Annotated in this window: 25 protein-coding genes; 16 read left to right on the forward strand and 9 right to left on the reverse strand. The window is 71.4% G+C overall.

Features of this window, described 5'->3' with window-relative positions:
• The first annotated feature begins 150 nt into the window (after positions 1–150).
• Positions 151–1,464 carry an LCP family protein gene (locus ACFXG1_RS19415; RefSeq protein ID WP_384711160.1) on the forward strand — a complete coding sequence of 438 codons (1,314 nt, stop codon included), beginning with the start codon at positions 151–153 and terminating at the stop codon, positions 1,462–1,464.
• Between the two features lie 79 nt (positions 1,465–1,543).
• On the forward strand, positions 1,544–2,155 hold the full coding sequence (locus tag ACFXG1_RS19420; RefSeq protein ID WP_384717519.1) for a TetR/AcrR family transcriptional regulator: 612 nt from the start codon (positions 1,544–1,546) through the stop codon (positions 2,153–2,155).
• Here ACFXG1_RS19420 and ACFXG1_RS19425 read toward each other — a convergent pair.
• Together ACFXG1_RS19425 and ACFXG1_RS19430 are read right to left on the reverse strand one after the other, a co-directional pair.
• Positions 2,116–3,225, reverse strand: a complete 1,110-nt coding sequence (locus ACFXG1_RS19425; RefSeq protein ID WP_384743790.1) for a hypothetical protein — start codon at positions 3,223–3,225, stop codon at positions 2,116–2,118. The two genes, ACFXG1_RS19420 and ACFXG1_RS19425, sit on opposite strands and share 40 nt — an antisense overlap.
• A 136-nt stretch (positions 3,226–3,361) precedes the next feature.
• A complete protein-coding gene (locus ACFXG1_RS19430) occupies positions 3,362–4,519 on the reverse strand; it encodes an acyl-CoA dehydrogenase family protein (RefSeq protein WP_384717522.1) in 1,158 nt (385 codons plus the stop codon).
• A 159-nt stretch (positions 4,520–4,678) separates the two neighbouring features.
• Here ACFXG1_RS19430 and ACFXG1_RS19435 point away from each other — a divergent pair, with 159 nt between their 5' ends.
• Positions 4,679–6,013: a UDP-glucose dehydrogenase family protein gene (locus ACFXG1_RS19435; RefSeq protein WP_384717525.1), complete on the forward strand. Its 1,335-nt coding sequence runs from the start codon at positions 4,679–4,681 to the stop codon at positions 6,011–6,013.
• A 453-nt stretch (positions 6,014–6,466) separates the two neighbouring features.
• Here ACFXG1_RS19435 and ACFXG1_RS19440 read toward each other — a convergent pair whose 3' ends face one another.
• Complete coding sequence (locus ACFXG1_RS19440; protein WP_384724171.1) at positions 6,467–7,009, reverse strand: CGNR zinc finger domain-containing protein; 543 nt, start codon at positions 7,007–7,009, stop codon at positions 6,467–6,469.
• Positions 7,010–7,103: 94 nt separating this feature from the next.
• On the opposite strand from ACFXG1_RS19440, the gene ACFXG1_RS19445 reads away from it, so the two are divergent.
• Positions 7,104–7,460 carry a VOC family protein gene (locus ACFXG1_RS19445; protein WP_384724173.1) on the forward strand — a complete coding sequence of 119 codons (357 nt, stop codon included), beginning with the start codon at positions 7,104–7,106 and terminating at the stop codon, positions 7,458–7,460.
• 75 nt (positions 7,461–7,535) lie between these two features.
• Here the strand turns inward: ACFXG1_RS19445 and ACFXG1_RS19450 are convergent, their stop codons facing one another.
• Genes ACFXG1_RS19450 through ACFXG1_RS19460 form a run of 3 tightly spaced genes read right to left on the reverse strand, consistent with a single transcriptional unit; the run spans position 7,536 to position 10,430 of the window.
• On the reverse strand, positions 7,536–8,741 hold the full coding sequence (locus ACFXG1_RS19450) for a dipeptidase (protein ID WP_384743776.1): 1,206 nt from the start codon (positions 8,739–8,741) through the stop codon (positions 7,536–7,538).
• Between the two features lie 22 nt (positions 8,742–8,763).
• Entirely contained in the window at positions 8,764–9,294 is a 531-nt protein-coding gene (purE, locus tag ACFXG1_RS19455; protein ID WP_384716534.1) for a 5-(carboxyamino)imidazole ribonucleotide mutase, read from the reverse strand.
• Complete coding sequence (locus ACFXG1_RS19460) at positions 9,291–10,430, reverse strand: 5-(carboxyamino)imidazole ribonucleotide synthase (RefSeq protein WP_384716531.1); 1,140 nt, start codon at positions 10,428–10,430, stop codon at positions 9,291–9,293. The genes purE and ACFXG1_RS19460 overlap by 4 nt, the downstream gene beginning before the upstream one ends.
• Before the next feature lie 475 nt (positions 10,431–10,905).
• Here ACFXG1_RS19460 and ACFXG1_RS19465 point away from each other — a divergent pair, with 475 nt between their 5' ends.
• On the forward strand, positions 10,906–11,490 hold the full coding sequence (locus ACFXG1_RS19465) for a GtrA family protein (protein WP_384716528.1): 585 nt from the start codon (positions 10,906–10,908) through the stop codon (positions 11,488–11,490).
• Positions 11,491–11,508: 18 nt separating this feature from the next.
• Here ACFXG1_RS19465 and ACFXG1_RS19470 read toward each other — a convergent pair whose 3' ends face one another.
• Together ACFXG1_RS19470 and ACFXG1_RS19475 are read right to left on the reverse strand one after the other, a co-directional pair.
• Positions 11,509–12,774, reverse strand: coding sequence for an ATP-binding protein (locus ACFXG1_RS19470; RefSeq protein ID WP_384743778.1), 1,266 nt, complete (start codon positions 12,772–12,774; stop codon positions 11,509–11,511).
• Positions 12,775–13,002: 228 nt separating this feature from the next.
• On the reverse strand, positions 13,003–13,680 hold the full coding sequence (locus ACFXG1_RS19475) for a response regulator transcription factor (protein WP_384716524.1): 678 nt from the start codon (positions 13,678–13,680) through the stop codon (positions 13,003–13,005).
• 161 nt (positions 13,681–13,841) lie between these two features.
• Here ACFXG1_RS19475 and ACFXG1_RS19480 point away from each other — a divergent pair, with 161 nt between their 5' ends.
• Both ACFXG1_RS19480 and ACFXG1_RS19485 read left to right on the forward strand, forming a co-directional pair.
• Positions 13,842–13,955 (forward strand): DUF3039 domain-containing protein, encoded by a 114-nt coding sequence (locus ACFXG1_RS19480; RefSeq protein ID WP_384716521.1) that lies wholly within the window; start codon positions 13,842–13,844, stop codon positions 13,953–13,955.
• Between the two features lie 199 nt (positions 13,956–14,154).
• On the forward strand, positions 14,155–15,711 hold the full coding sequence (locus ACFXG1_RS19485; protein ID WP_384743779.1) for a peptide MFS transporter: 1,557 nt from the start codon (positions 14,155–14,157) through the stop codon (positions 15,709–15,711).
• Here ACFXG1_RS19485 and ACFXG1_RS19490 read toward each other — a convergent pair.
• Positions 15,699–17,492 carry an AMP-dependent synthetase/ligase gene (locus ACFXG1_RS19490; protein WP_384743780.1) on the reverse strand — a complete coding sequence of 598 codons (1,794 nt, stop codon included), beginning with the start codon at positions 17,490–17,492 and terminating at the stop codon, positions 15,699–15,701. The genes ACFXG1_RS19485 and ACFXG1_RS19490 overlap by 13 nt on opposite strands.
• A 661-nt stretch (positions 17,493–18,153) precedes the next feature.
• On the opposite strand from ACFXG1_RS19490, the gene ACFXG1_RS19495 reads away from it, so the two are divergent.
• The 9 genes from ACFXG1_RS19495 to ACFXG1_RS19535 all read left to right on the forward strand — a co-directional run bounded on the left by ACFXG1_RS19495 (position 18,154) and on the right by ACFXG1_RS19535 (position 26,852).
• Positions 18,154–19,545 carry a transcriptional regulator gene (locus ACFXG1_RS19495; RefSeq protein ID WP_384710417.1) on the forward strand — a complete coding sequence of 464 codons (1,392 nt, stop codon included), beginning with the start codon at positions 18,154–18,156 and terminating at the stop codon, positions 19,543–19,545.
• A gap of 738 nt (positions 19,546–20,283) precedes the next feature.
• Complete coding sequence (gene fabG, locus ACFXG1_RS19500; protein ID WP_384710419.1) at positions 20,284–20,988, forward strand: 3-oxoacyl-ACP reductase FabG; 705 nt, start codon at positions 20,284–20,286, stop codon at positions 20,986–20,988.
• 33 nt (positions 20,989–21,021) lie between these two features.
• A complete protein-coding gene (locus tag ACFXG1_RS19505; RefSeq protein WP_384743783.1) occupies positions 21,022–22,170 on the forward strand; it encodes a beta-ketoacyl-[acyl-carrier-protein] synthase family protein in 1,149 nt (382 codons plus the stop codon).
• Positions 22,167–22,733: a beta-ketoacyl synthase chain length factor gene (locus tag ACFXG1_RS19510; RefSeq protein ID WP_384710428.1), complete on the forward strand. Its 567-nt coding sequence runs from the start codon at positions 22,167–22,169 to the stop codon at positions 22,731–22,733. The genes ACFXG1_RS19505 and ACFXG1_RS19510 overlap by 4 nt, the downstream gene beginning before the upstream one ends.
• A complete protein-coding gene (locus tag ACFXG1_RS19515; protein ID WP_384710431.1) occupies positions 22,730–23,437 on the forward strand; it encodes a hypothetical protein in 708 nt (235 codons plus the stop codon). The genes ACFXG1_RS19510 and ACFXG1_RS19515 overlap by 4 nt, the downstream gene beginning before the upstream one ends.
• 205 nt (positions 23,438–23,642) lie before the next feature.
• Positions 23,643–24,302: a UbiX family flavin prenyltransferase gene (locus ACFXG1_RS19520; protein WP_384710434.1), complete on the forward strand. Its 660-nt coding sequence runs from the start codon at positions 23,643–23,645 to the stop codon at positions 24,300–24,302.
• Positions 24,299–25,771 (forward strand): UbiD family decarboxylase, encoded by a 1,473-nt coding sequence (locus ACFXG1_RS19525; protein ID WP_384710437.1) that lies wholly within the window; start codon positions 24,299–24,301, stop codon positions 25,769–25,771. Before ACFXG1_RS19520 ends, ACFXG1_RS19525 begins: the two co-directional genes overlap by 4 nt.
• 194 nt (positions 25,772–25,965) lie before the next feature.
• The gene (locus ACFXG1_RS19530) at positions 25,966–26,430 is read left to right on the forward strand and encodes a MaoC family dehydratase N-terminal domain-containing protein (protein WP_384710440.1); all 465 of its coding nucleotides are present in this window, start codon (positions 25,966–25,968) and stop codon (positions 26,428–26,430) included.
• Positions 26,427–26,852: a MaoC family dehydratase gene (locus tag ACFXG1_RS19535; protein ID WP_384710443.1), complete on the forward strand. Its 426-nt coding sequence runs from the start codon at positions 26,427–26,429 to the stop codon at positions 26,850–26,852. The genes ACFXG1_RS19530 and ACFXG1_RS19535 overlap by 4 nt, the downstream gene beginning before the upstream one ends.
• Positions 26,853–26,920 lie beyond the last annotated feature (68 nt).

The raw sequence follows: 26,920 nt of genomic DNA on the forward strand, positions 1-26,920 counted from the left end.
GGGCTCGGAACGGCCCGTGACCGCCCGGCCACGGGGTCGCGCCGACACTCTTCGGACATCCGGCGACGAATGCCACAGCTCTGCTACGAGGCCGCCCCGAAACCGCACCCGCCCTGTCGGGCCGGCCGTGTGATTCGGCACACTGATCACATGAACGATTGGCCCGATGGGTACGGACGAGGCAGCCGGGGCGAGCAGCCCGAAGGCGCGCGGGCGATGCGCCATGTGCAGCGCCCCCAGGTCCCACCGCAGCAGTCGCAGGGGTACGACGACCACCAGGGACCGGCCCCGTACGACAGCGGGTACAACACGGGCCAGGTCTACGGCGGCCCGTCGGGCCACGGTCATCAGCAGGGCGGTCCCCACGGCCCGCACGCCCCCCACAACCCGCACGACCCGCACGACCCGCACGGTCAGGGTCCGGGGCAGCCGCCGCCCGGCGGTCCGCCCGGGCCGCCACCCGGCTCCCAGCCGTACCGGCAGCCGCCGGACTGGCGGCGCCGGATAAAGATCGGCTCCCTGGCGCTGGTGATCACCCTGCTCGTGGTGTCCATCGGGACGTACTTCTGGGCCGACTCCAAGGTCAAGCGGGAGGTCGACCTCTCCAAGGTGATCGAGCGGCCCAAGGGCGGCGAGTGCACGACGTATCTGATCGTCGGCTCCGACAGCCGTGAGGGCCTGTCGGCCGAGGACAAGAAGCGGCTGCGGACCGGGTCGTCGGAGGGCAAGCGCACCGACTCGATGATGATCCTCGCCGACTGCTCGCGCGGCCCGGTGATGGTGTCCCTGCCGCGCGACTCCGATGTGGAGATCCCGTCCTTCAAGGGGTCGGAGTCCGGTAAGACGTTCCCGGCCAAGGGGCAGCGGACAAAGCTGAACGCGGCGTACGCGATGGACGGGCCTGAGCTGCTGGTCCGTACCGTCGAGCACAACACCGGGCTGCGGATCGACCACTACGCGGAGATCGGTTTCGCGGGCTTCGCGGAGATCGTGGACGCCATCGGCGGGGTCGAGATGGACATCCCGAAGGCGTTCAAGGACAAGAAGTCGGGCGCGGACTTCAAGGCGGGCAAGCAGACCCTCGACGGCGAGGAGGCGCTGGCGTTCGTCCGCACCCGGTACGCCTTCGCCGGGTCGGACCTGGACCGGACGAAGAACCAGCAGAAGTTCCTGGCGGCGCTGGCGAGCCAGACGGCGACCCCGGGCACGATCCTCAACCCGTTCAAGCTGTATCCGACGATGGGCGCGGGCCTCGACACCGTCATCGTGGACAAGGACATGTCCCTGTGGGACCTGAGCCAGATGTTCTTCGCGATGAAGGGCGTCACGGGCGGCGACGGCACCTCGATGAACATCCCGATCTCGGGCACCAGGGGCGGCAACCTGACCTGGGACAAGGCGAAGGTGAAGCAGCTCGTGGAGCAGATCGAGAAGGACGAGAAGATCACCGTCACCGAGCGATGACGGCGGGCCTTCGGCCGTAGAGTGGGGGAGAACGAAAGTTCTCCCCCACTTTTCCTTTGAGCCCCCGGGAGGGACGACGGTGGACGCGCGAACGGCGGAACTGCGGGCGGTCGACACGGCCCTGACCCTCTTCGGGGAGCGCGGTGTGCAGGCCGTCGGGATGGACGCGATCCGGACCGCGTCCGGGGTCTCCCTCAAGCGGCTCTATCAGCTCTTCCCGTCCAAGGACGCCCTGGTCGAAGCGGTGCTGCGGCGCCGGGACGAGGAGGTACGGACGGCGATCGCGGCCCATGCGGAGGCGTCGGGCGCGGTGTCGGCGTACGACCGGGCGCTGGACGTCTTCGACCATCTCGCCCGGTGGTTCGAAGAGCCCGGCTTCCGGGGCTGCTCCTTCATCAACGCGTACGGGGAGCTGGGCGGGGTCTCCCCGGGCGTGGCGGACCTGGCGCGGGCGCACAAGGCCGCGGTGCGCGACTACTTCTCGGGGCTCGTCGCCGAGCTGGGCGGGCCGCCGGTGCTGGGGGCGCAGCTGGCGATCCTGGCGGACGGGGCGATGGCGACGGCGGCGATCAGCGGTACGCCGCGGGCGGCGGGCGAGGCGAAGGCGGCGGCGCGGGTGCTGCTGGACGCGGCCCTGAGTTCCGGGGAGGGTCAGGGCGGCCCGGAGCCGTGCAGCCAGAACGCCCCGTAGCCGGCGGATCCGGCCGCCAGCACCCCGATCACGGTCCACACCACGGGTCTCCTCGCCCGGGCGAGGGCGAGGGCAGCGGGGATCAGCAGCGGGAAGGCGGGCATCAGGAGCCGCGGCTTGGAGCCGAAGTAGCCCGATGAGCACAGGGCGAGGGCGGTGACGATGCCGCAGTACACCAGGAGGGGCGCGGGCTGCCCCTGCCGTACCCCGCGTCCGTAGAGCCAGAGCAGACCGGCGACCCCGGCGGCGAGCGCGAGGCCCGCGGGCGGGGTGGTGGCGATCAGATCGCCGATGAAGCGGGCGAAGGCGAGCCCGCCGTCGAAGCCGTTGCCCCAGGCGCCCTGGACGTCGAGATAGCCGAAGACGGGGTCGCCCTCGCGGACCCCGACCCACAGGACGTACCCGGCGGCGCCGAGGGGCGCGATCAGGGCCCCGGTGAGCGGCCGCCACCGGGGGGTGGCGGGGGTTTCGGAGGTGCCGCGCCGGAGGGCGGCGTACGCCCCCACCCAGACGGCGGCGGCCACCGCGAGCCCCACGGGGCGGGTGAGCCCGGCGAGGGACGCGAGCAGCCCGGCGGTGAGCCAGTGGCCGCGGACCACCGCGTACAGCGACCAGGCGGCCAGGGCCGTGAACAGCGACTCGCTGTACGCCATGGACTGCACGATCCCGACCGGCAGCGCCGCGTACAGCGCCACGGTCAGCACCCCGGCGCGCCGCCCGTACAGCAGGGCCACGAGTCGGTGGATGCCCCAGGCGGCGGCGAGCGACGCGACGGCGCTCACCACGAGACCGGCGTCGGCGGGCGACAGCGGGGTGCCGGCCGAGATCCCCTCCTCCAGCCACGGCAGCAGCGGGAAGAACGCCATATCGGAGAGGACCCGCCCGTCGGGCGCGGTGAGGGTGAAGTCGTAGCCGTGCTCGACGACCCGTACGTACCAGAGCGCGTCCCACCGCTCGGCGAGCAGTTGATGCGCGTCGCGATCGGCGACGGCCGCCCAGAGGAACAGCGCGGCGATGCCGAGCAGCCGGATCGCGGCATAGACGGCGAGTGCGGGCCCGGCGTCCCGCAATCCGTCCCGGAACGCCCGCCCCCCACCGCCGCCCTGCCACCGGATCCGGTCCGCCGTGTCGATGGGGGTACGGGTCACGCCTGGTCCTGGTGCTCGGGTCGTCGTACGGAACCCGACCAGTATCCGTGACGGGCTCCTACGGCAGGTTGCGGGCCATGACGATGCGCTGGATCTGGTTGGTGCCCTCGTAGATCTGGGTGATCTTGGCGTCGCGCATCATGCGCTCCAGCGGGTAGTCGCGGGTGTAGCCGTAGCCGCCGAGGAGCTGGACCGCGTCCGTGGTGACCTCCATGGCGACGTCGGATGCGAAGCACTTGGCCGCGGCGCCGAAGAAGGTGAGGTCCGCATCGACGCGCTCGGACTTGGCCGCCGCCGCGTACGTCAGCTGGCGGGCCGCCTCCAGCTTCATGGCCATGTCGGCGAGCATGAACTGGACGCCCTGGAAGTCGCCGATCGGCTTGCCGAACTGCTTGCGTTCGAGGACGTAGCCCTTGGCGTAGTCCAGCGCGCCCTGGGCCACGCCGAGGGCCTGGGCGGCGATGGTGATACGGGTGTGGTCGAGGGTCTTCATCGCGGTGGCGAAGCCCGTGCCCTCGGGGCCGATCATGCGGTCGGCGGGGATGCGGACGTTGTCGAAGTAGACCTCGCGGGTCGGGGAGCCCTTGATGCCGAGCTTCTTCTCCGGGGCGCCGAAGGAGACGCCTTCGTCGGACTTCTCGACCACGAAGGCCGAGATGCCCTTGGAGCGCTTCTCCGGGTCGGTGACGGCCATGACCGTGTAGTACTCGGAGACGCCCGCGTTGGTGATCCAGCGCTTCACGCCGTTGAGCACCCAGTGGTCGCCGTCGCGGACGGCGCGGGTCTTCATCCCGGCGGCGTCGGAGCCCGCGTCGGGCTCGGAGAGGGCGTACGAGAACATCGCGTCGCCCTTGGCCAGCGGGCCGAGGTACTTGGCCTTCAGCTCCTCGGAGCCGGAGAGCATCACGGGGAGCGACCCGAGCTTGTTGACGGCGGGGATCAGGGAGGACGAGACGCAGACCCGGGCGACCTCCTCGATCACGATCACGGTGGCCAGCGCGTCGGCGCCCGCGCCGCCGTAGGTCTCGGGGACGTGGACGGCGTGCAGATCGCCCGCGACCAGCGCGTCCAGCGCCTCCTGCGGGAAACGGGCCTGCTCGTCGACGTCGGCGGCGAACGGGGCGATCTTCGCCTCGGCCAGGGAGCGGACGGCGTCGCGGAGCATGTCGTGCTCGTCGGACGGGCGGTACAGGTCGAATTCAGCCGATCCGGCCACGTTCTCTCACTCCCCAATGACGTTCACTACCGTTAAGTAACCCATGGTAGGACCGTCGCCCCCGTCGGCATAGGTGACCTGCGCGACAGCCGGGGAACGGCGGCCCGGACCACGCGGTTATGCTCGGGCCGTCCCGCCGGGTAGGTATTTGGAGTGCGCATGGCCCTGAAGATCACCGTGATCGGTACCGGCTACCTCGGTGCCACGCACGCCGCGGCCATGGCCGAGCTGGGCTTCGAGGTCCTCGGGCTCGATGTCGTACCCGAGAAGATCGAGATGCTGGCGGCCGGGCGCGTACCGATGTACGAGCCGGGGTTGGAGGAGCTGCTGGCCCGGCACGTCGCCGGGATCGAGGGCTCCACCGGGCGGCTGCGGTTCACCACCTCCTGGGAGGAGGTCGGGGCCTTCGGCGACGTCCACTTCGTCTGTGTGAACACTCCGCAGAAGCACGGCGAGTACGCCTGCGACATGAGCTATGTGGACGCCGCGTTCACATCGCTCGCCCCGCATCTGACGCGGTCGGCGCTGGTCGTCGGCAAGTCGACCGTGCCGGTCGGCAGCGCCGAGCGGCTGGCCGGGCTGCTGCGCGAGCTGGCGCCCGGCGATGTCGAGCTGGCCTGGAACCCCGAGTTCCTGCGGGAGGGCTTCGCCGTCCGGGACACCCTCCACCCCGACCGGGTCGTGGTGGGCGTGGAGAGCGAGCGGGCCGAGAAGCTGCTGCGGGAGGTGTACGCCGGGCCCGTCGGCGAGGGCTCCCCGTTCGTCGTCACCGACTTCCCCACCGCCGAGCTGGTGAAGACGTCCGCGAACTCCTTCCTGGCGACGAAGATCTCCTTCATCAACGCCATGGCGGAGGTCTGCGAGGCCGCGGGCGGCGACGTCGCCAAGCTGGCGGAGGCCATCGGGCACGACGACCGGATCGGGAAGAAATTCCTGCGGGCCGGCATCGGCTTCGGCGGCGGCTGTCTGCCCAAGGACATCCGCGCCTTCATGGCCCGCGCCGGCGAGCTGGGCGCCGACCAGGCCCTCACCTTCCTGCGGGAGGTCGACTCGATCAATATGCGGCGCCGCTCCCATATGGTCGAGCTGGCCCGTGAGGCGGTCGGCGGGTCCTTCCTCGGGAAGCGGGTCGCGGTCCTGGGCGCCACCTTCAAGCCGGACTCGGACGATGTACGCGACTCCCCCGCCCTCAATGTCGCGGGGCAGATCCACCTCCAGGGCGGACAGGTCACGGTCTACGACCCCAAGGGCATGACCAACGCGCGGGCCCTGTTCCCGACGCTGGCGTACGCGGACTCCGCGCTCGCCGCGGTCCGGGGCGCCGACGTGGTCCTGCACCTCACGGAGTGGGGCGAGTTCCGCGATCTCGACCCGGCGGAGCTGGGCGACGCCGTCGTCGGCCGGGTCGTCCTCGACGGGCGCAACACCCTCGACCCGGCCGCGTGGCGCGAGGCCGGCTGGACGTACCGGGCGATGGGCCGCCCGACGGCCTAGCTTTTCGGGGGTGGCGGGGCCCGTCCGGGCGTGGGTGGCGGAGTCGCGCCGGGTGCCCGTCCGGGCGTGGTGGCGGAGTCGCGCCGAGCGCCCAGCCGGGCGGGGTAGACGAGCGACCGCGCGCCGTCGGTGGCTGGGCGCGCAGTTCCCCGCGCCCCTAAAAACCCGGGCTCGCCCGGCAGCTTCAGGCCGGATACGGTCCGCGGACCGAAGGTGGCTGATCGCGCAGTTCCGCCCCCTATGCCTTCGGCAATGGGGGGACCCCCAGCGCCCATAAAGACCCGGGCTCGCCCGGCCCGCGCCCTGCGGAGGGCCTGGATCAGGGAATCCAGGGGCGCGGGGAACTGCGCGACAAGCCACTCACGGTCCGCGGACCGGATATGACCTGCGGTCGCCGGGCGCGGCCGGAACACCGGGCCGCCCTGAGGGCCACGGCCTCCCACGGCGCGGGGCTCAGCACGGGTCCCGGGGCGCGCGGCGGGGGCCGCTCCTCGCGCGGTAGGCGCGCATTTTGGCGCGGGCGCCGCAGACCGACATGGAGCACCAGCGGCCGCGGGCCGCGGGGCTGCGGTCGTAGTAGGCCCAGCGGCAGGTCTCCGCCTCGCAGCACTTCAGCCGCAGCCAGGTGCCCGTGGTGAGCGATGCGGCGATCGCGGCGGCCACCCGCGCCGCCAGGGCGGGTGCGGCGCCGGGCGCCGGGGTCAGGGTCGCGGCGCCGTCGTCGGTGACCGTGACCGCGAGGGGCGCGCCGGCGAGCAGGCGCCCGAGTTCGGCGGGGCGCGGGCCGCCGGGGACGGTATGGCCCGCGTGGGCCAGCAGGGCGGACCGCAGCGCCTCGCGCAGCTCGCGGGCGGCGGGCACGTCGTCGGGCGTCAGACCGAAGGGGGCACGGCCGTCCGGGGTGTCCAAGGCGTCCGCCCCGGACTCCAGGTCCAGCGTGTTCACCAGCGCCTCGATCAGCGCCAGGCCGCCGGGCGCGGCTTGCCTCTCATTCACCCTTGCGACGTTACCTCCATTGAGGGAGCATGAAGTAACCGTTACCCGTAGATGGACTCTGGCAGTAACGCGCCGGGGACGTCCGAGGAGAGTCATGAGCATCGCCACCGTCCACATGGTCACCGTCGACTGCCCCGATCCGGCCGCGCTCGGCCGCTTCTACCAGGGGGTTCTCGGGGGCGAGCTGGAGTTCCCCGACGACGGCTGGGCGGTGCTGCGGCCTCCGGCCGGTCCGCCGCTGGGGTTTCAGAGGGTGCCCGGGAACATCCGGCCGACCTGGCCGGAGGGTGCCGTACCGCAGCAGTCCCATCTGGATCTGACGGTCACGGACCTCGACGCCGCCGAGAAGGAGGTCCTGGCGCTGGGCGCGACCCGGCTGGCGGCCCGGCCCGACCAGGGCTGGCGGGTGTACGCCGATCCGGTCGGACACCCCTTCTGTCTCTCCCTCTGAGGATCCGTTCGTACGACGGAGGGCGCGCGGCCGGTGTCGGCCGCGCGCCCTCCTGTCGTCGTTCGAACGGGCCGGTCAGCCGTCCAGTTCGGTGATCGTCGCGTTCGACGGTCCCCGGCGGGATCGCTCCTCGCGGGCGACCGCCTCCGCGTCGCGCAGTACCCGTACCGCGTTCGACCAGGTCAGTTTGGCGATATCGGCCTCGGACCAGCGGCGGTCCAGGAGCTCCGCGATCAGCCGGGGGTAGCCGGAGACGTCGTCGAGCCCGGCCGGGGTGAACGCCGTGCCGTCGTAGTCGCCGCCGATGCCGATGTGGTCGACGCCCGCGGTCTCGCGCAGATGGTCGAGATGGTCGGCGACGGTGGCCGCGGTGGCGACCGGGCGCGGGTGGGTCTCCTCGAAGGCGGCGTGGAGCCGCATCGCCTCGGGGCCGGTGTCGAGGTGGTGGAGGCCGTGGGCGCGCAGGTTCTCGTCGGCCGCGGCCGTCCAGTCGACCGCGGCCTGGAGCACGAACTTGGGGACGAAGGTCACCATGGCCACGCCCCCGTTGCCGGAGAGGCGTTCCAGTACGTCGTCGGGGACGTTGCGCGGGTGGTCGCAGACGGCGCGGGCCGAGGAGTGGGAGAAGATCACCGGCGCGGTGGAGACGTCGAGCGCGGCCCGCATGGTCGCCGGGGCGACGTGGGAGAGGTCGACCAGCATCCCGCAGCGGTTCATCTCCCGGACGACCTCCCGGCCGAAGGCGGTGAGCCCGCCGTGCCGGGGCGTGTCGGTCGCCGAGTCCGCCCAGTCGTTGTTGTCGTTGTGGGTGAGGGTCAGATAGCGGACGCCGAGCCGGTGGAGCGTCCGGAGAGTGGCGAGGGAGTTGTTGATGGAGTGGCCGCCCTCGGCGCCCATCAGGGACGCGATCCGGCCCTCCGTCCTGGCCTTCTCGATCGCGTCGGCGTCGTCCGCGGCGGCCAGGTCGGCCGGGTAGCGGGCGATGAGCTGCCGTACGGCGTCGATCTGTTCCAGCGTCGCGCTGACGGCCTCGTCCCCGGTGAGGGACGAGGGCACGTACACGGACCAGAACTGGCCGCCCACTCCCCCGGCCCGCAGCCGGGGGATGTCGGTGTGCAGCCGGCCGGTGCGGTCGCCGGAGACGTCGAGCCGGTCGAGGTCGTAGCGGACCTGCTCGCGCAGGGCCCAGGGCAGATCGTTGTGGCCGTCGACGACGGGGTGGGCGGCGAGGATCTCCCGCGCCCGGGCCAGCCGCTCTTCGGCGGGGGTTTCGGTTGCCATGGCCGTTCTCCTGCCCGCCGGGTTACTTGCCGAAGCCGAAGGCGTCCTGGCCGCCGACCTTGGCCCGCAGCCGCTTGCCCTTCTCGGTGGCCTGCTGGTTCAGCTCGGTCTGGAAGTCGCGCATCCGGGCGCGCAGTTCCGGGTCGTCGGCGCCGAGGATCCGGGCGGCGAGCAGTCCGGCGTTGCGGGCGCCCGCGACGGAGACCGTGGCGACGGGGACGCCCGCGGGCATCTGGACGATGGAGAGCAGGGAGTCCATGCCGTCGAGGTACTTCAGCGGTACGGGGACGCCGATGACGGGCAGCGGGGTGACGGAGGCCAGCATGCCGGGGAGGTGGGCGGCGCCCCCGGCGCCCGCGACGATCACCTTCAGACCGCGGGCGTCGGCGCCCTCGCCGTACGCGATCATCTCGTGCGGCATCCGGTGCGCGGAGACCACGTCGACCTCGTACGGCACCTCGAACTCGGCCAGGGCCTGGGCCGCGGCCTCCATCACGGGCCAGTCGGAGTCCGAACCCATCACGATGCCAACCAGCGGGGCGGTGCTGCTCATTCGGTGATCGTTCCTCTGAGGTAGTCGGCCGCGTGGCGGGCGCGCTCGCGGACGTCCGCGAGATCGTCGCCGTAGGTGTTGACGTGCCCCACCTTCCGGCCGGGCTTGACGTCCTTGCCGTACATATGGATCTTGAGCCGCGGGTCGCGGGCCATGCAGTGGAGATACGCCTGGTACATGTCCGGGTAGTCGCCGCCCAGCACATTGCACATCACGGTCCACGGCGCGCGGGGCCGGGGGTCGCCCAGCGGCAGGTCGAGTACGGCCCGGACATGGTTGGCGAACTGGGAGGTGACGGCGCCGTCCTGGGTCCAGTGGCCCGAGTTGTGGGGGCGCATGGCCAGCTCGTTGACGAGGACGCGGCCGTCGGCGGTCTCGAACAGCTCGACCGCGAGATGGCCCACGACGCCCAGTTCGGCCGCGATCCGCAGGGCGAGCCGCTGGGCCTCGCCCGCCAGCTCCTCACCGAGGCCGGGCGCGGGGGCGACGACCGTGTCGCAGACGCCGTCGACCTGGGTGGACTCCACGACGGGGTAGGCGACGGCCTGGCCGTGCGGGGAGCGGACGACATTGGCCGCCAGCTCCCGGACGAAGTCGACCTTCTCCTCCGCGAGTACGGGGACCCCGGCGGCGAACGGCTCGGCCGCCTCCTCCTCGTCCGCCACGACCCAGACGCCCTTGCCGTCGTAGCCGCCGCGGACGGTCTTCAGGACGACGGGGTAGCCGTCGCCCTCGGCCGCGAAGGCGGTCACATCGGCGGGGTCGGCGACCACGCGGTTACGGGGACAGGGGACACCCAGCGCGCCGAGGCGGGCCCGCATCACCCCCTTGTCCTGGGCGTGCACGAGCGCGTCGGGTCCCGGGCGGACGGGAATGCCGTCCGCCTCCAGGGCGCGCAGATGCTCGATCGGGACGTGCTCGTGATCGAAGGTGATCACGTCGCAGCCGCGGGCGAACTCGCGGAGGGTGGCGAGGTCGCGATGGTCGCCGACGACGACATCGCTCACCACCTGGGCCGCCGAGTCCTGCGGAGTGTCACTGAGGAGCTTGAAACGGATGCCGAGGGGGATGCCCGCCTCGTGGGTCATACGGGCGAGCTGACCGCCACCGACCATGCCGACTACCGGGAACGTCACCCTCACAGGGTATCGGGGGCGGCGGCGGGGCCCGCGAGGGTGTACGAAGAGTGACGCGGCGGGGGCGCGGGACGGGGCCGGCGGGGGCGCGGTGAGGGTGTCGCGGGACCGCCGTCGGCCGGTGACCATCGGTGATCGAAGGGGGCGGCGGTACGGGGCGGCGGTACGGAGGTGGGCCGGAAGGCTCCGGGCCCGTACGGAAGGACGATCTTCGGCTGGATTTTCGATCTTCGGAACGGATCGGAGCGGATCGGAACGGAGTAGTCGGAGCATCACGAAAAGCTGACCAATTCGATCGCCTTTGATCGTTATGTGTCTTATTTACACCACTCGGCGACCTCTTCTGTATCTTCTTGCCCACGGTCGGAGTCCGTCGCCGGGTGCGAGTATCGGTGAGGTCCCCGGGCGCGCGGGTCGACCGCTGGTTAGCATGATTGAAATGACGCTGTCAACGAGACGGAGCTGGACTCTCACTATGGGTGAACGAGGCGGAGCGTTGCGCGGACAGCTCGACCAACTGTTGCGCGAAGTCGCCAAGTTCGGGGCGGTCGGGGGCGCCGGGGTCCTCGTCAATCTCGGGGTCTTCAATCTCGTCCGGCAGACCACCGAGATCCCGGTGGTCCGGGCGTCGATCATCGCCACGGTCGTGGCCATCGCCTTCAACTACGTGGGCTTCCGCTACTTCACCTACCGCGACCGCGACAAGACGGGCCGTACCAGGGAGCTGTCGCTCTTCCTGCTCTTCAGCATGATCGGCCTGGTGATCGAGAACGGGATCCTCTACGCGGCGACGTACGGCTTCGGCTGGGCCACGCCGCTGCAGAGCAACTTCTTCAAGTTCTTCGGGATCGGGGTCGCGACGCTCTTCCGGTTCTGGTCGTACCGCACCTGGGTCTTCCGCAGCCAACCGGAGCCGGACGCGTCCGGCGACGGCGGCGCGGACGCCGCGCCCCGGCTCCCGGCGGACCAGTCGATCGGGGCCGTACTGCCGGGACACCAGGGCGTACGGTCCGGCTCCGCCGTCCGGCCTTCGGCGGACCGGCTGGCACCGAGGCGCTGACGGCCCGCGTCCGGCCCGTCAGCGGACCGTGGGGGGCTCGTCCTCCTGCTTGCGCGCCACCCGGCTCAGGAAGAGCGCGAAGACGGGCGGGTGCTGCTGGAGCAGTTCGAGCCGCCCGCCGTCCGCCTCCGCGAGATCCCGGGCCACGGCCAGTCCGATGCCGGTCGAGTTGCGGCCGCTGATCGTCCGCTCGAAGATCCGGGCGCCCAGGTCGGCGGGGACGCCGGGACCCTCGTCCGTCACCTCGACCACGGCCTGGTTGCCGACGACCCGGGTCCGGATCGCGACGGTGCCGCCGCCGTGCATCAACGAGTTCTCGATCAGCGCGGCCAGCACCTGGGCGACCGCGCCGGGGGTGCCGACCGCGCGCATGCCCTGTTTGCCCGAGCGGACCACGGCCCGGCCGGCGCTGCGGTAGGCCGAGCGCCACTCCTCGATCTGCTGCTTGACGACCTCGTCGAGGTCGAAGGCGAGCGCCGAGCCCTCCCGGGGGTCCCGGGCGTTCGTCAGCAGCCGCTCCACGACGTCCGTGAGCCGCTCGACCTGGGTGAGGGCGATGCTCGCCTCCTCCTTCACGGTCTCCGGGTCGTCCGTCGCCGAGATCTCCTCCAGCCGCATCGACAGCGCCGTCAGCGGGGTCCGCAGCTGGTGCGATGCGTCCGCGGCGAGCCGCCGCTCGGCGGTGAGCATCCGGGCGATGCGCTCGGCGCTGGCGTCGAGGACGTCCGCGACCCGGTCCAGCTCCGGGACGCCGTACCGCCGGTGCCGGGGGCGGGGATCGCCGGAGCCGAGCCGTTCGGCGGTCTCCGCGAGATCGGTCAGCGGGGACGCGAGCCGGTCCGCCTGGCGTACGGCGAGTACGACGGCGGCGACGACGGCGAGAAGGGCGACCCCGCCGATGATCAGGAGGGTGCGGGCGACCTCCTCGTACACCGCGGAACGGGGCTCCATGACCGTGACGGTCTGGCCGTGGTCCCCCTGCTTGGTCACCTTGATCGAGTTGTCGGACGGCTTCTTCCCGACCGAGAAGGCCGTCCCGTCCCGCAGCTCGATCCGGGCATAGCGCTGGAGGCGGCTCTGCTCCTCCACGATCTTCGGGGTGATCGGCTGGCGCTCCAGGATCCGGCCGTCGAGAAAGCTGACCAGCTGGACGGCCTCGGCCTCGACGGACTCCTCGGCGGTGGAGGTGATGGTGCGGGTCTCGACGAGGACGAGGGAGACGCCGAAGACGGCGATCACGACGAGGACGACGGCCAGGGTCGAATTGATCAGTCGCCGACGCATGTGCCCTCCGGGCGGGGGTGGGGGTGAGCGCGCTTCCGTTGCCGCTCCGCCGCCGCGCGCGGGGGCGTTCTCGGGGAGGGTACTGCGTGGACCTGTCGTTCTCCGGCCGCGCGCCGCCGTGGGCCGTTCGCGCAGTTCCCCGCGCCCCTGAAAGCCCTGGCCTGCCTGCACCCGCGAGGGCAAGGAGCCGGGGTTCCAGGGGCGCGTGGCCCCCGCAGGGGCCGGGGGCTAGTTCTTCTCGAAGCGGAAACCGACGCCCCGGACCGTCGCGATGAAACGCGGATTCGCGGCGTCGTCGCCGAGTTTCTTGCGGAGCCAGGAGATGTGCATGTCCAGCGTCTTGGTGGAGGACCACCATGTGGTGTCCCAGACCTCGCGCATCAGCTGGTCGCGGGTGACGACCCGGCCCGCGTCGCGGACCAGGACGCGCAGGAGGTCGAACTCCTTCGCGGTGAGCTGGAGCTCCTCGTCGCCCATCCACGCCCGGTGCGACTCGACGTCGATCCGGACACCGTGTGTGGAGGGCGCGGGGGCGGGCTCCGTGGCGCCGCGGCGGAGCAGGGCCCGGACCCGGGCGAGCAGCTCCGCGAGGCGGAACGGCTTGGTGACGTAGTCGTCGGCGCCCGCGTCGAGGCCGACGACCGTGTCGACCTCGTCGGCGCGCGCGGTCAGCACCAGGATGGGCACGGTGTGGCCGTCGGCACGGAGCCGCCGGGCGACCTCCAGGCCGTCCATACCGGGCAGGCCGAGGTCGAGTACGACCAGGTCCACGCCGCCCGCCAGGCCCGCTTCCAGTGCGGCCGGGCCGTCCTCGCGCACCTCGACCTCGTATCCCTCACGGCGCAGCGCGCGCGCCAGCGGCTCCGAGATGGATGCGTCGTCCTCTGCGAGCAGTACACGCGTCATGGGGCGATGGTAGTCCGCCGGGAGACGCACCGGGGCTTGATCCACATCCCCTGCGGGTCTCGGGTTGAAAAGGGACGCCAGCCTTCGAATCCAGGTTACCGTTCCGTTTCCTCCTGTGATCCATCTCTCAAATCCTTCCTTATGGTCAGGTGTCGTGTCGTATGGTGTCGAGTACGCCTGTAGCACTATGCGGAGACCTTTGGCCTGCCGAGCAGCAGCCCAGAGGTCTTCCTCTGTGTGAGGACCGGTCACCCCGGTCCGCCGACAGTGAATGACCTGTGGACCGGGCCCCGAGCGCAAGGACGCGTACGGGGTGTGGATCCCGGTGCGGACACGTCCCCCATTCCGGCCCCCACGCCGGGATGAGCCCCGTCAGGCGTGGGGCGGGTCGTTCTCCCACCGGTGCCGGTCACCCCCCACCGGGCGCATTCCCCGTGCCAATCGCACGGCGCGTCCCGAACGCAAGGAACGACCATGGCGTCAAGCCTGACGAAGGCTCCGGCCGGCTCTGCCGCGACCGAGAAGACCTTCCTCGGCCACCCCCGCGGCCTGGCCAATCTCTTTATGACCGAGATGTGGGAGCGGTACAGCTTCTACGGCATGCGCGCGCTGCTCGTGCTCTATCTGGCCACCGAGGTGGCCGACGGAGGTCTCGGTCTCAAGGACGCGACGGCGGTCGCGATCTACTCCGTCTACAACGCCATGGTCTATCTGCTCGCCCTGCCGGGCGGGTGGCTGGGCGACCGCGTCTGGGGCGCCCGTAAGGCGACGGCGATCGCCGGTGTGGTGATCATGTGCGGTCACTTCATGCTGGCCGTGCCCGTCAAGGCCGCGTTCTTCGTCGGTCTGGCCCTGATCGCGGCCGGTTCCGGTGTGCTGAAGGCCAATATCTCCACGATGGTCGGCCAGCTCTACCCGGACAAGAACGACCCGCGCCGGGACGGCGGCTTCACGATCTTCTACATGGGCATCAACCTGGGTGCCTTCCTCGCGCCGCTGACCATCGGCGCCGTGGGCCAGAAGGTCAACTGGCACCTCGGCTTCGGGCTGGCCGGTGTCGGTATGGCCATCGGTCTGCTCTGCTACTTCCTCGGCTACCGCCATCTGAACGAGGAGTCCTCCCGGGTTCCGGACCCGCTGCCCAGGGCCGACCGCTCGGCGCTGCTGCGCAAGGGTCTGATCTGGCTGGGTGTCGCCGCCGCGTTCTACGCCGTCGTCGGCCTCGCGGGCGTCTTCCACGAGAACTGGATCCTGGCGCCGCTGGCGATCGTCGGTATCAGCCTGCCGGTCTGGTACGTCCTGCGGATCCGCCGCGACCAGGACCTCACCGAGGTCGAGCGGGGCCGGATGTCCGGCTACATCTGGTTCCTCGCGGCGTCGGCCGTGTTCTGGGTCATCTACGACCAGGGCGGCTCGGTGCTGGCTCTGTTCGCCAAGAACGACACCCAGTCCTCGCTGTTCGGCTTCGACTTCCCGGAGAGCTGGTTCCAGTCGCTGAACCCGCTGTTCGTGATGGCGCTCGCACCGGTCTTCGCGATGCTGTGGGTGGCGCTGTTCAAGCGGGACAAGGAGCCCGGCACCCTGTCGAAGTTCGCCATGGCGCTGGTGCTCATCGGTACCTCGTTCGGCGTGATGATGATCGCGCAGGGTCTGGCGTCGGGCGACGTCCGGGTCTCGCCGATGTGGCTGGTCTCGGTCTACTTCCTGCAGACCATGGGTGAGCTGTGCCTCTCCCCCGTCGGCCTGTCGCTGACGGCGAAGCTGGCGCCGGAGAAGTACTCGTCCCAGATGATGGGCGTCTGGTTCCTGGCGATCTCCGTGGGCAGCTCGGTCACGGCCCTGCTCCAGATGGTCGGGGCGCCGACGGACTCGCAGGCGTGGTTCGCGATCCAGGGCGCGCTCGCGGTCCTCACCGGTGTCGCGATCTATCTCTCGCGCCGCAAGGTGCAGAAGCTGCTGGGCGCCGTCGTGTCGTCCCAGCCGCCTTGTTTCAGCAGCCCTGTCTCAGTCGTCCTGTCTCAGTCGCCGTAGATCGCGTCGATCTCCGCCGCGTAGTCCCGCAGCACGACCGCCCGCTTCAGCTTCAGGGACGGCGTCAGATGGCCCGACGCCTCGGTGAACTGGGATTCGAGGATCCGGAACTTGCGGACGGACTCGGCCTTGGAGACCGCCGCGTTGCCGTCGTCGATCGCCCGCTGGATCTCCGCGAGCAGTACCGGGTCGTCGCGGAGCTGGGCCACCGTGACCCCCTCCGGCTTGCCGTTCTGGGCCGCCCAGCGGGGCAGGAACTCCTCGTCCACGGTGATCAGGACGCCGACGAAGGGCTTGGCCTCGCCGACGACCATGCACTCGGCCACCAGGGCGTGGGCCCGGATCCGGTCCTCGATCACGGCCGGGGCGACATTCTTGCCGCCCGCGGTCACGATGATCTCCTTCTTCCGGCCGGTGATCTTGAGATAGCCGTCGTCGTCGAGGGAGCCCAGGTCGCCGGTGAGGAACCAGTCGTCCTCGAAGACCGCCGCGGTGGCGTCGGGGTTGTTCCAGTAGCCGGTGAAGATATGCGGGCCGCGCAGCAGGATCTCGCCGTCCTCGGCGATCTTCACCCCGGTGCTGGGCAGCGGCTGGCCGACCGTACCGATCTTCTGCTGGTCCAGCGGGTTGAGGGTGGTCGCGGCACAGGACTCGGCGAGTCCGTAGCCCTCCAGGACGATGATGCCGAGGCCGCGGTAGAAGTGGCCGAGGCGTTCGCCGAGCGCGGCGCCGCCGGAGATGGCGTAGCGGGCCCGGCCGCCGAGGGCGGCGCGCAGCTTGCCGTAGACCAGCTTGTCGAAGAGCGCGTACCGCAGCCGCAGGCCGAAGCCGGGGCCCTTGGCGGTGTCGCGGGCCCGGCTGTGGGCGATGGCGGTGTCGACGGCCTTGTCGAAGATCTTGCCCTTGCCGCTCGCCCTGGCCTGGGCGCGGGCCGAGTTGTAGACCTTCTCGAAGACCCGCGGGACGCCCAGGAGATAGCTGGGGCGGAAGGCGGCGAGTTCGGCGGAGACGTCCTTGAGGTCGCTGACATGGCCCAGCTTCACCGGGCCCATGATGGCGCCGATCTCCACGACCCGGCCCAGGACGTGGGCGAGCGGGAGGAAGAGGAGGACGGAGGCGTCCTCGGAGAACATCTCCGGGTTGCGGTTGATGATGTTGCCGCACTCGGCGAGGAAGTTGCGGTGGGTCAGCTCGCAGCCCTTGGGGCGGCCGGTGGTACCCGAGGTGTAGACGATGGTGGCCAGCGAGTCGGCGGTCGGGGTGGCGGCCCTTTCGTCCACCAGTTCGTCGGTGACGTCGCTCCCGGCCGCGGTCAGTTCGCCGACCGCGTCGCCCTCGATCCGCCAGACGTTCTTCAGCAGCGGAAGGCGTTCGCGAACGCTTTCCACCAGGGCCTGATGGGTTTCGGTCTCGACGATGGCGGCGACCGCCCCGGAGTCGCCGACGACCCATTCCACCTGTTCGGCGGACGAGGTTTCGTAGACGGGTACGGAGACCGCGCCGGCGAACCAGATGGCGAAGTCGAGAAGGGTCCATTCGTAACGGGTACGGGACATCAGGGCGACCCGGTCGCCGGGCTGGACGCCGGAGGCGATCAGCCCTTTCGCCACGCCCCGGACCTCGGCGAGAAATGCCGTGGATGTGACATCACGCCACCGTCCGGACTCCTTACGGGCGAGAATCGCGCGCTCCGGGAACTCGGTGGCGTTCCGGATGGCGATATTCGCCAGATTTCCGTCCGGCGGAACATCGTACAGGGCCGGGACGTTGAACTCGCGCACGGCTCCTCCTCCTTCTCGGCGACGCTGTGGAGTCGGCTGAGACGCATCGGAAGAACCGGTTCCGGCGGGCCCGGACGCTACCAGCCGCTTGCGGACGCTACCAGTGGGTAAGGGAGGCGGTACAGATGTCGGACCGCTGGACTTTTCCCAAGGACCCAATATGTTTCGTGTGTCATGAAGGGGATGCCTGTGCCCGCTCTGCCGCGTGATGCTCCCCCTCCGTACGACCGTACACAACTGCCGTCGGTCGTCGGGGTGTCGGGGGATTACGGGCCGTGTACGCCGTCACGGCGTGCGCGGCTCGTCGTCGTGCGCGGCGGCGCGACCTGCCGCGGACCACCGTTGGGCCACAGGTGGTCCGGCGTTTCGTGGGTCCCGGTGTCAGATCCGCGGTAACGCCATGGGTTTCCGCTGCCGTAGCGCAGCCGCACCCGTCGGACACGAGAGGAGTGGCGAGGCGGTCCCGGCGCGGGAGCGACGGGTCCTCTCCGGTTCCGGCGTGCCGCGGTTGCCGTAACGGCGTCTTCCCCCGTGCGGGCTCGTTCGTCCACCAGATGAGAGCACGGCCTCCTGTCGCCCTGCCACGGGCCAGGGGCCCTGTCTCGGCTCGACAACCACCGGTCCAGCCACAGGAACCATTCGACCGAGAGGCACCACGTTCATGCGCAGCGATACCTGGAATTCCCCTTCCGCGTCACCCGGCCGCAACCGCCATCCCCTGGCCACGCTGCGGACCAAGGCCGGTTACACCCACGGCGAATACGCCCAGCTGATCGCCGTCACCCATGCCGAACTCGGCTTCGGCCATATGGCCGCCCGCCGGGAGAAGGTCTCCCGCTGGGAGGCGGGCCGCGCGGTCCCCGAGCGCACGGCCCAGCTCGCCATCGCCCATATCCACGCCGTTCCCCAGGAGGAGGTACTGAGGCTCGACTGGCCGGACTGGCTTCACCTCGCCAATGGAGACACCCGGCAGCTGGAATTACCGTGGACGCGTGCGGCGGTGCCCGAGGCCATCCTCGACGCGGTCGCCGGACGGAAGCAGCTCCAGCAGGAGTATCTGCTGGCCACCGGATGGTCGGCCAGGTCGCTGGTGAAGAACTGGCTCGACGCGGTCACCGAGGAGGTGTCCATGGCGCCGACGGTCCCGTTGCGCGGGGTCGTGGGCCGGGTGCCGGCGCCGGGCGCCGACCCCCTGGCGGGCAGTCTGATAGAGGCCTGCACCAGGCTGCGGACACTGCACCAGTTCGCCGCCAAGTTCTCGGCCGGCTGGCTGGCTCCGGCGACCGAACTGGAGCTGCGCAATCTGGCCGACCACTTCCTGGCGTCGCCCGACGCGCTCCACACCAGTCGGGACGTCCTGATCCTGGCCGCCGAGGGGTTGTCGGTCTGCGGATTCATCGCCCGGGTGCAGGGCGAGCACGTCAACGCCCAGCGGTACTACGTGGCGGCGCTGCGGTGCGCGACCGCCGCGGCCGATCCCGAGGTGGCCGCCGCCGTGGTCACCATGCACGCGGGGCAGTACCTCGATCTGGAGATGCACGAGGAGGCGGCCGAGCTGCTGGGGGCCGTACGGGAACTGCTCAGGCGTCATCCGGACCAGATGACGGACCCTTCCCTCCAGGCGCTGCTGTACGCCCAGACCGCCCGGATCCACGCCCAGCGCGGGGACGACATGGGGCGGGTACGGGCGATGGCCGCGGGGCGGCGGATCCTGAGCACCACCTCGGCATCGGGCATGCCGATCCTGCCGCTGCGCTCCGAGGGCTGGCTCAGCTGTATCGACGCGGTGTCCCTGCTGGACATGCAGCAGCCGGACCGGGCGATCAAGTACTTCGACCCGCTGTTCACCCGTCAGGGGCCGGGGTTGAACCTGCCCCCGGTGGTCAGGGCGATGTATCTGCTGCGCGCCGCGGAGGCGCAGATCGCGCTCGGGGACGTGACGGCCGGAGCCGAGTCGGAGGCGAAGGCGTCGGCACTGCTGGGCGGAGTGCAGGCGGCCGCGGCCGAGCGGGTGCGCGGCGCTCTGCGGGCCGCCCGCAACGAACGGAAGTGAGCGGGGGTACGCGCCCCGGTCCGTAGCGGAGGCGGGAGCAGCGCCCGACAGGGCCCGACGGCGGGTGCCGGGGCCGGCCGGCCGGAACGACGACGGGTGACCGCCCGAACCGACCGAACCGGCTGAACCGCCTGAACCGGCCGATACGACCGAACCGGCCGATACGACCGCCCGGCACAGGGGACAGTGCCGGGCGGTTCCCGTTGTCCGGGAAGCGGCGACCGCCTTCGCCGGACACCCGGCAACCGCCGTCCGGATACCCCGATGACCAGGGGCGCGGCTGGAATGCCGAATTCCGGGTCGGGGATATCCCACGGCCGTGGTGGCGGAAAACGGTGTGCTTACCGTGTGCTCCCGAAAACGCTCGGACGGCGAGGCACGCCCGAGGCACACCGTGCCATCTGGCGAACGCGGAACGTCGGGCCAAAACTCTTTCTGTGCCCGTCCGACGAACGCGGGGACTCACCTTTGGTGGACTACACCATTGCTATCGACTGTTGTCGTTCCCGGCGCGAACAGGGCGCTGTTTCCGACGTCGGTCCCGATGTTTCCGCTGCTCGTGCCGTGTCCACTGTTATCGATGTTTCTGATGTTTCCACTGTTCCGAAGCTCACGGTGCTTCCCGCCTTCACCAGTGCTACCGGATTCGTCGCCGCGTGCGCTGTGTCGCTGTGTTCGCCGTGTTCGCCGCGGGGCTGCATTTCCCGACGTCCACCACCACCGGGCTGGAGATTGCTCATGAGCCGTTCTGTCCTCGTCACCGGCGGAAACCGGGGTATCGGCCTGGCCGTGGCGCGCAGGCTGAGCGCCGCCGGTGACCGGGTCGCGGTGACCAGCAGGTCGGGCGAAGCCCCGGACGGGCTGCTGGCCGTGCCCTGCGACGTACTGGACCCCGTCTCCGTCGACGAGGCCTTCCAGAAGGCCGAGGCGGCGCACGGCCCGGTCGAGGTCCTGGTCGCCAACGCCGGGATCACCCGGGACCAGTTACTGATCCGGATGACCGAGGAGGACTTCACCTCGGTCGTCGACACCAATCTGACCGGCACCTACCGCGTGGTGCGGCGGGCCGCCCGGAATCTGATGCGGTCCCCGGGCGGCCGGGTGGTGATCGTCTCGTCGACGGCCGCCCTGAGCGGGGTCGCGGGACAGGTCAACTACGCGGCCTCCAAGGCGGGGCTGATCGGCCTGGCCAGGTCCCTCGCCCGGGAACTCGCGCCGCGCGGGGTGACGGCGAACGTCGTCGCCCCCGGGCTCACCGACACCGCGATGACCGACGCGCTCACGGACAAGCAGCGCGAGCGGATCGTGGGGCTGATCCCCCTGGGCCGGATGGCCGAGCCGGACGAGGTGGCGGCGGCCGTCGAGTTCCTGGCGTCGCCCGGCGCGGCGTACATCACCGGGGCGGTCGTCCCGGTCGACGGCGGCATGGGCATGGGGCACTGACGTGCGATCCGTACCGACGCTGGGAGGCGAGGGATGAACAGCACCACCGGAGCGGGCGGGCCCACGAGGTCCGTGGTCCTCACCGGAATGGCGGTGACCACGGGGTACGGGCACGGGGTCGACGCCCTGCGCGAGGGGATCTACTCGGGCGTCCCCGCGTTCAAGCCCGTGACCAGGTTCGACACCGACAGGTACCGGGTCGGGGTGGCCGCGCAGGGCCCGGCGGACCTCGATCTCGACACCGAGCTGAAGACCCTGACCGAGGAGGCGTGCAAGCAGGCCGGGCTCTCGCCCGACGACCGGGCCGGAGCCCTTCTGGTCGCGGCCCGCCACGCCGATCCCGCCGTCTCCCGGCTGCCGCGCGAGCGGCAGCGGGAGCGCCCCATCGGGGACACCGCGCAGTGGCTGGCGCGGGAGTGCGGCTTCGGCGCGGCGGGCCGTACGTACATCAACGCCTGTGTCGCGGCGGGCGCCGCGGTCGCCGAGGCTGCCGTGCTGATCGCATCGGGCCGGCAGGACCGGGTCGTCGTCGCCGCCGGGCATCTGGTCGACGCCGAGTCCTTCACCACCTTCAATGCGGGCCGGGCGCTCGCCCCGGACGGGCGGCTGCGGCCGTTCAGCGCCGGCCGCAAGGGCCTGCTGCTGGGCGACGGCGCCGGGGTGGTGGTGCTGGAGGCAGAGGGGGTCAGGGCCGGGGCCAGGCCACTGGCCCGGCTCACCGGCTGGGGCATGGCGGGCGACGCCCACCATGTGTGCCAGCCGCATCCGCAGGGCCTGGGCATGGCGCGCACCATCGCACTGGCGCTGCGCCGCTCCGGGCTCGGCCCCGGCGACCTCGACTACGTCAACGCGCACGGCACCGGGACCCCGTACAACGACTCGGCCGAGACCGCGGGCATGCACCGGGCGTTCGGCGAATGGGCCGAGCGGATACCGGTCAGCTCGACCAAGTCGATGACCGGCCACGCCCTCCAGGCCGCCGGGATGGTCGAGCTGGTCATCTCGGTCCTGGCCGTCGGCTCCGGGCTGCTGCCGGTGAACTCGGGCTATCTGGGACCCGACCCCGACTGCCGGCTCGATCTCGTCCTCGACACCCCAAGGGAGCGGGAGGTCCGCCATGTCATCACCCTCAACTCCGCCTTCGGCGGGGCCAACACGGCCCTGGTGGTGAGCGCCGTATGACCACCCACGCGACCCGCCTCACGGTGGCGGCCCGAGCCGTCTGGGACCCGGCCGCGACCCCCGAGGGGCCACCCAACCTGCCCGGATTCACCGCGTCGGCCTTCGGTCCGCTCTTCGCCCATGTCGCCGATCTCGCGCTCACCGCCCACCACGGGGAGCCGCCCGCACCACCCGAGCGGGCGGAGGACACGGCCCTGGTGATGGTCTCCCGGCTGGGCGACATGGCGACGGAGGACGCGGTCACCGGCTCCGTCGACCGGGGGACGAAGGCGTCGCCGCTGCTCTTCTACCAGTCGGTGCCCAGCGCCGTCCTCGGGGTCGTATCGGCCCGCTGGGGTCTCGGCGGCCCGGTGATCTGCATCAGCCCGGCCGGGGACCCGCTGGCCGAGGGCATGGAGCTGGCCGAGCTGCTGATCGAGGACGGCAGCGCCGGGGACGTGCTGCTCGTCCTGCTGGAACTGGGCGTCGACGAGGGCGAGCCGGACACCGCGGAAGCACTGCTGGTACGGGCCGATGGCGCGGCTTCCGGGGCGGCCGGGGCAGCCGGGACGGCGGGGGCGTGACCGGCGTGAACGGCGTGAACGGGCGGGTCACGGGAACGGCGGAGACCGCGACGTCAGCGGGGAGCCCGGCCGGGGCCGCCGGCGGGACCGGCGCGCCGAACGGGAGCCCCGGGCCGAACGGAAGCCACGGTCCGAACGGGAGCCCCGGTCCGAACGGCAACGGCGCTGCACCGGCCGGCACCGCACCGGCCGGGGCCGCCGAGAGCGCGCTCGACTTCCCGCTCTCGGCCGAGATCGCGATGCTGCGCCAGTCCTGGTGGCTGCACGACGCCCGCTGGTACCAGGCGGTGAAGACCCGCTTCGGCCAGGACACGGCGAACGAGCTGAACGCCGAGGTGATGCGGTTCGTGGCCCGCCGGGTCGCCCTCCTCTACAGCCGCCGTCACCCCACCCCGCCCGGCAGCGGGCCCCGGGAGGTCGCGGCGACGCTCCAGGCCCTGGCCCGGCTGATGTTCACCCGGAGCAGGGTGAAGCTGGACGCCACGGAGTTCGACGAAGCCGACGGCAGCTGGGAGACCGTGGTCAGTGAGCATTTCGCGCTGAAGATGCTGGCCGCGACCAAGTCGCTCGAAGGCTACGAATGCCCGTGTCTCGATCTGCGCGCGGGCTGGTTCGAAGGCATCGGCGTCTCGGCCGACGACGAGGTCGTGGCCTGTATGCGCGACGGGGCGGAAACCTGCCGCTTCCGCGCCTGTCTCAAGTAAGCGGGCGCGGGGAGCCGTACGCCATCACCCGGCGCGGCCCCCGCTCCCCCCGAACCACTCCGCGTCCGGGCCCTCTCCCGGCGCACCCGGCACCGCGTGCCGTGAGCTACTCCTCCCCGCATCGCACGACCCGGCCCGTGGAACCCGCACCCCGCGGGCCGCACGACCCCACCGACCCGCACGACGACCGTCGAAGGAGTCCGCAATGCCGACGGAACGACCCCAGCGCCTGGTCGTGGCGCTGACCGGGGCCACCGGAGTGGTGCTCGGCGTACGACTGCTGGAGGAGTTGCGCCACCACGAACACGTGGAGACCCATCTGGTGATGAGCCGCTGGGCCCGCGCGACGCTGAAGACCGAGAGCGATCTGACCGCCCGTGACGTCCTGGCGCTCGCCGACGTCTCCTACTCCCCCGACGACCAGGGGGCCCCGATCTCCTCGGGATCCTTCCGGGCCGACGGCATGATCGTCATGCCGTGCAGTATGAAGACCCTGGCGTCGATCAGGACCGGTTACGCCGACGGGCTGATCACCCGGGCCGCCGACGTCACCCTCAAGGAGCGGCGCAAGCTCGTCCTCGTCCCGCGCGAGACCCCGCTCGGCGAGATCCACCTCGACCATCTGCTGGCCCTGTCCCGGATGGGCGCGGTGGTGGTCCCGCCGATGCTGACGTTCTACAACCGGCCGTCGTCGCTGGACGACGTGATCGACCATCTCGTCTCCCGCGTCCTGGACCAGTTCGGGATCTCGTCCCGCCTGGCGCGCCGCTGGGAGGGGATGCCGGGCCCCGTTCCCACCCCGGCGGTGACCGTCCCGGTCCGCCGCGCTCTCGCCTCGACCACCCCGGGAGGGGCCTCCTCATGAAGCATCTGGCCGATCTGCGGGCGTATATCGACGCCCTCGAAGCCATCGGCGATCTGAAGACCGTCGACCGCCCGGTCGCCGCCGATCTGGAAGCCGCGGCGATCACCCGCCGCTCCTACGAGCGGCGCTCGGCCGCGCCGTACTTCCCCGATGTGGTGGAGGACCGGATCGGCATGCGGCTGTTCGGCGCGCCCGCCGGGCTCAGCTCCCGGGCCGATATGCCGCTGGCCAGGATCGCCCTCTCGGTGGGGCTGCCCGCGGACACCGGCGGGACCGAGCTGGTGGAACATCTCGTACGGACCCGGGACGCGGCGCCGGTCCCGCCGGTCACGATCGACCGGGAGCGGGCCGCGTGCAAGGAGAACGTCCTGCTGGGCGCGGACGCCACGCTGGACGGGTTCGCGATCCCCCGGATCCATGAACAGGACGGCGGCGACTACCTCAACACCTGGGGCGTCATCGTGGCGAAGACGCCCGACGGCGCGTGGACCAACTGGTCCATCACCCGGATCATGAAGCTCGACGGCAAGCGGATGACCGGTCTGGTCATCCCGCCGCAGCACATCGGGCTGATGTGGGAGGCGTGGGCCGAGCGGGGCGAGCCGATGCCGTACGCGCTGGTGCAGGGCGGCCCCCCGGCGGTCCCGTTCGTCGGCGGTATCCCGCTGCCGCGGGACGTGGACGAGGCCGGATACATCGGCGCGCTGCACGGCGAACCGCTTGAGGTGGTCCGCTGCGAGACGGTCGATCTGGAGGTGCCCGCCCATGCCGAGGTGGTGATCGAGGGCCATCTCTCCATCGGCCGGGACAGTCTGGAGGGCCCGTTCGGGGAGTACGCCGGATACGCCTCCACCCACACCTCGCGGCAGCCCGTCTTCACGGTCGAGGCGATCACCCACCGGAACGCGCCGATCTGGCCGGTGGTGGCCGAGGGCAGGCCGCCGGACGAGTACCACACCGTCACCGGCACCGGCCGGGCCGCGAAGGAGCTGTACGCGCTGCGGGCCGCTGGGCTGCCGGCCACGACCGTCTGGGTGCCGTACGCGGCGGCCATGCACTGGGCCGTGGTCACCTTCCCCGACGACTGGCGCGAGCGGCTGCCGGGCGTGGACACGGCGGAGCTGACGCGGCGGGTCGGCGAGGTGATGCACAACAGCGGGAATCCCAGCGCGATGATGCCCGTCACCTATGTCCTGGACGACGACATCGACCCGTCGAACGAGGCCGATCTGCTGTGGGCGCTGGGCACGCGGCTCCATCCGCGGGACCGGCGGCAGTTCTGGGACGGCCGGGTGCTGCCGTTCATGTCCAGCTACTCGAAGGAGGAGCGGGCGTCCGGGCGCGGTCCGAGCGTCGTCGTCGACGGGCTGCTGCCCGCGTGGGGCGACGGCAGACTCCGGCACGCGTCCTTCGCCCAGTCCTATCCGGCGGACGTACGGCGCCGGGTGCTGGAGCACTGGGACGACTGACGGCCCCGCAACGAGGCCCGTCGGCCCTTGAACCGCCGCCGGACCGCCGCAGGGTGTCTCCCCGGCGGTCCGGCGGCCCCCACACCCGGCGGGCGCACGGCCGGCGGTGCCGCCCCCGACCGCCCCACCGACCCTCCACCGAACCGCCGCCGGCCTCCGCCGGCCCTCCGCTGAACCTCCGACCGAGGAGCGACATGGCACTCGACCCCGGGTGCGTCGGTACGACGTACCCGCCCGCGCAGCCCTATCCCGTGGAACCGGAGACCATCCGCCGGTTCGCGGCGGCGGTGGGCGATCCCGCCCCCGTCTATACGGACCTGGCCGCCGCCCGCTCCCTGGGCCACCCCGATGTCGTCGCCCCGCCGACCTTCCCCTTCCCGGTGGTCATGCGGGCGCTGGACGAGGTCTTCCGGTACGAGGACATCGGCTTCGACCCCACGTATCTGATCCACGGCAACCAGCGCTTCGAGTACACCCGGCCGGTCCGGGCGGGCGACCGGCTGGTGACCACCGTGGAGATCACCGCGGCGCAGCGGCTGCGCGGCCGGGACGTACTGACCCTGCGCGCCGATCTCGCGGACGCGGGCGGGGAGCACGTCGTCACCGCGCATATGACCTTGGTGTCGCTGAGCGCCGTGGAAGGCGGGGAGAAGTCGTGACGATCAAGCTGGACGAGGTGCGGGCGGGGACCGAACTGCCGGTCCGCGCGGTCACCCTCACCCGGACCGATCTGGTGCGGTACGCGGGGGCGTCGGAGGACTTCAACCCGGTGCACTGGAACCCGCGGGTGGCGCGGGAGGCCGGGCTGCCGGACTGTATCGCCCACGGCATGCTGACGATGGCGATCGCCGCCCGCACGGTCACCGACTGGGTCCGGGACCCGGGCGCGATCGTGGAGTACCGCACCCGCTTCAGCCGCCCCGTGGTGGTCCCCGACGACGCCGACGGCGCGCGGGTCGAGGTCGCGGGCCGGGTCTCCGAACTCCTCGGCGACGGTCTGGTCCGGATCGATCTGACCGTCACCTGCGGCGGCACCAAGGTACTGAGCGAGGCGCGGGCGATCGTCCGGCTGCCGGCCTGACATCCACCCGCGCGACACCCCCCGACGCACCCCACGACGCACCCGCCCCCGGTCATCGAACGGAGCTC

It is taken from the genome of Streptomyces sp. NPDC059248 (assembly GCF_042753905.1).
Lineage (GTDB): Bacteria > Actinomycetota > Actinomycetes > Streptomycetales > Streptomycetaceae > Streptomyces.

Excerpts from the sequence above, each read along its gene's own strand:
- fabG (WP_384710419.1), top strand. The coding sequence starts at position 20,284 with ATGAGCCGTTCTGTCCTCGTCACCGGCGGAAACCGGGGTATCGGCCTG.
- ACFXG1_RS19495 (WP_384710417.1), top strand. The coding sequence starts at position 18,154 with ATGCGCAGCGATACCTGGAATTCCCCTTCCGCGTCACCCGGCCGCAAC.
- purE (WP_384716534.1), bottom strand. The coding sequence starts at position 9,294 with ATGAGCAGCACCGCCCCGCTGGTTGGCATCGTGATGGGTTCGGACTCC.
- ACFXG1_RS19450 (WP_384743776.1), bottom strand. The coding sequence starts at position 8,741 with ATGGCAACCGAAACCCCCGCCGAAGAGCGGCTGGCCCGGGCGCGGGAG.
- ACFXG1_RS19485 (WP_384743779.1), top strand. The coding sequence starts at position 14,155 with ATGGCGTCAAGCCTGACGAAGGCTCCGGCCGGCTCTGCCGCGACCGAG.
- ACFXG1_RS19445 (WP_384724173.1), top strand. The coding sequence starts at position 7,104 with ATGAGCATCGCCACCGTCCACATGGTCACCGTCGACTGCCCCGATCCG.
- ACFXG1_RS19480 (WP_384716521.1), top strand. The coding sequence starts at position 13,842 with ATGGTGTCGAGTACGCCTGTAGCACTATGCGGAGACCTTTGGCCTGCC.
- ACFXG1_RS19505 (WP_384743783.1), top strand. The coding sequence starts at position 21,022 with ATGAACAGCACCACCGGAGCGGGCGGGCCCACGAGGTCCGTGGTCCTC.
- ACFXG1_RS19470 (WP_384743778.1), bottom strand. The coding sequence starts at position 12,774 with ATGCGTCGGCGACTGATCAATTCGACCCTGGCCGTCGTCCTCGTCGTG.
- ACFXG1_RS19510 (WP_384710428.1), top strand. The coding sequence starts at position 22,167 with ATGACCACCCACGCGACCCGCCTCACGGTGGCGGCCCGAGCCGTCTGG.
- ACFXG1_RS19435 (WP_384717525.1), top strand. The coding sequence starts at position 4,679 with ATGGCCCTGAAGATCACCGTGATCGGTACCGGCTACCTCGGTGCCACG.
- ACFXG1_RS19465 (WP_384716528.1), top strand. The coding sequence starts at position 10,906 with ATGGGTGAACGAGGCGGAGCGTTGCGCGGACAGCTCGACCAACTGTTG.
- ACFXG1_RS19520 (WP_384710434.1), top strand. The coding sequence starts at position 23,643 with ATGCCGACGGAACGACCCCAGCGCCTGGTCGTGGCGCTGACCGGGGCC.
- ACFXG1_RS19530 (WP_384710440.1), top strand. The coding sequence starts at position 25,966 with ATGGCACTCGACCCCGGGTGCGTCGGTACGACGTACCCGCCCGCGCAG.
- ACFXG1_RS19475 (WP_384716524.1), bottom strand. The coding sequence starts at position 13,680 with ATGACGCGTGTACTGCTCGCAGAGGACGACGCATCCATCTCGGAGCCG.
- ACFXG1_RS19525 (WP_384710437.1), top strand. The coding sequence starts at position 24,299 with ATGAAGCATCTGGCCGATCTGCGGGCGTATATCGACGCCCTCGAAGCC.
- ACFXG1_RS19415 (WP_384711160.1), top strand. The coding sequence starts at position 151 with ATGAACGATTGGCCCGATGGGTACGGACGAGGCAGCCGGGGCGAGCAG.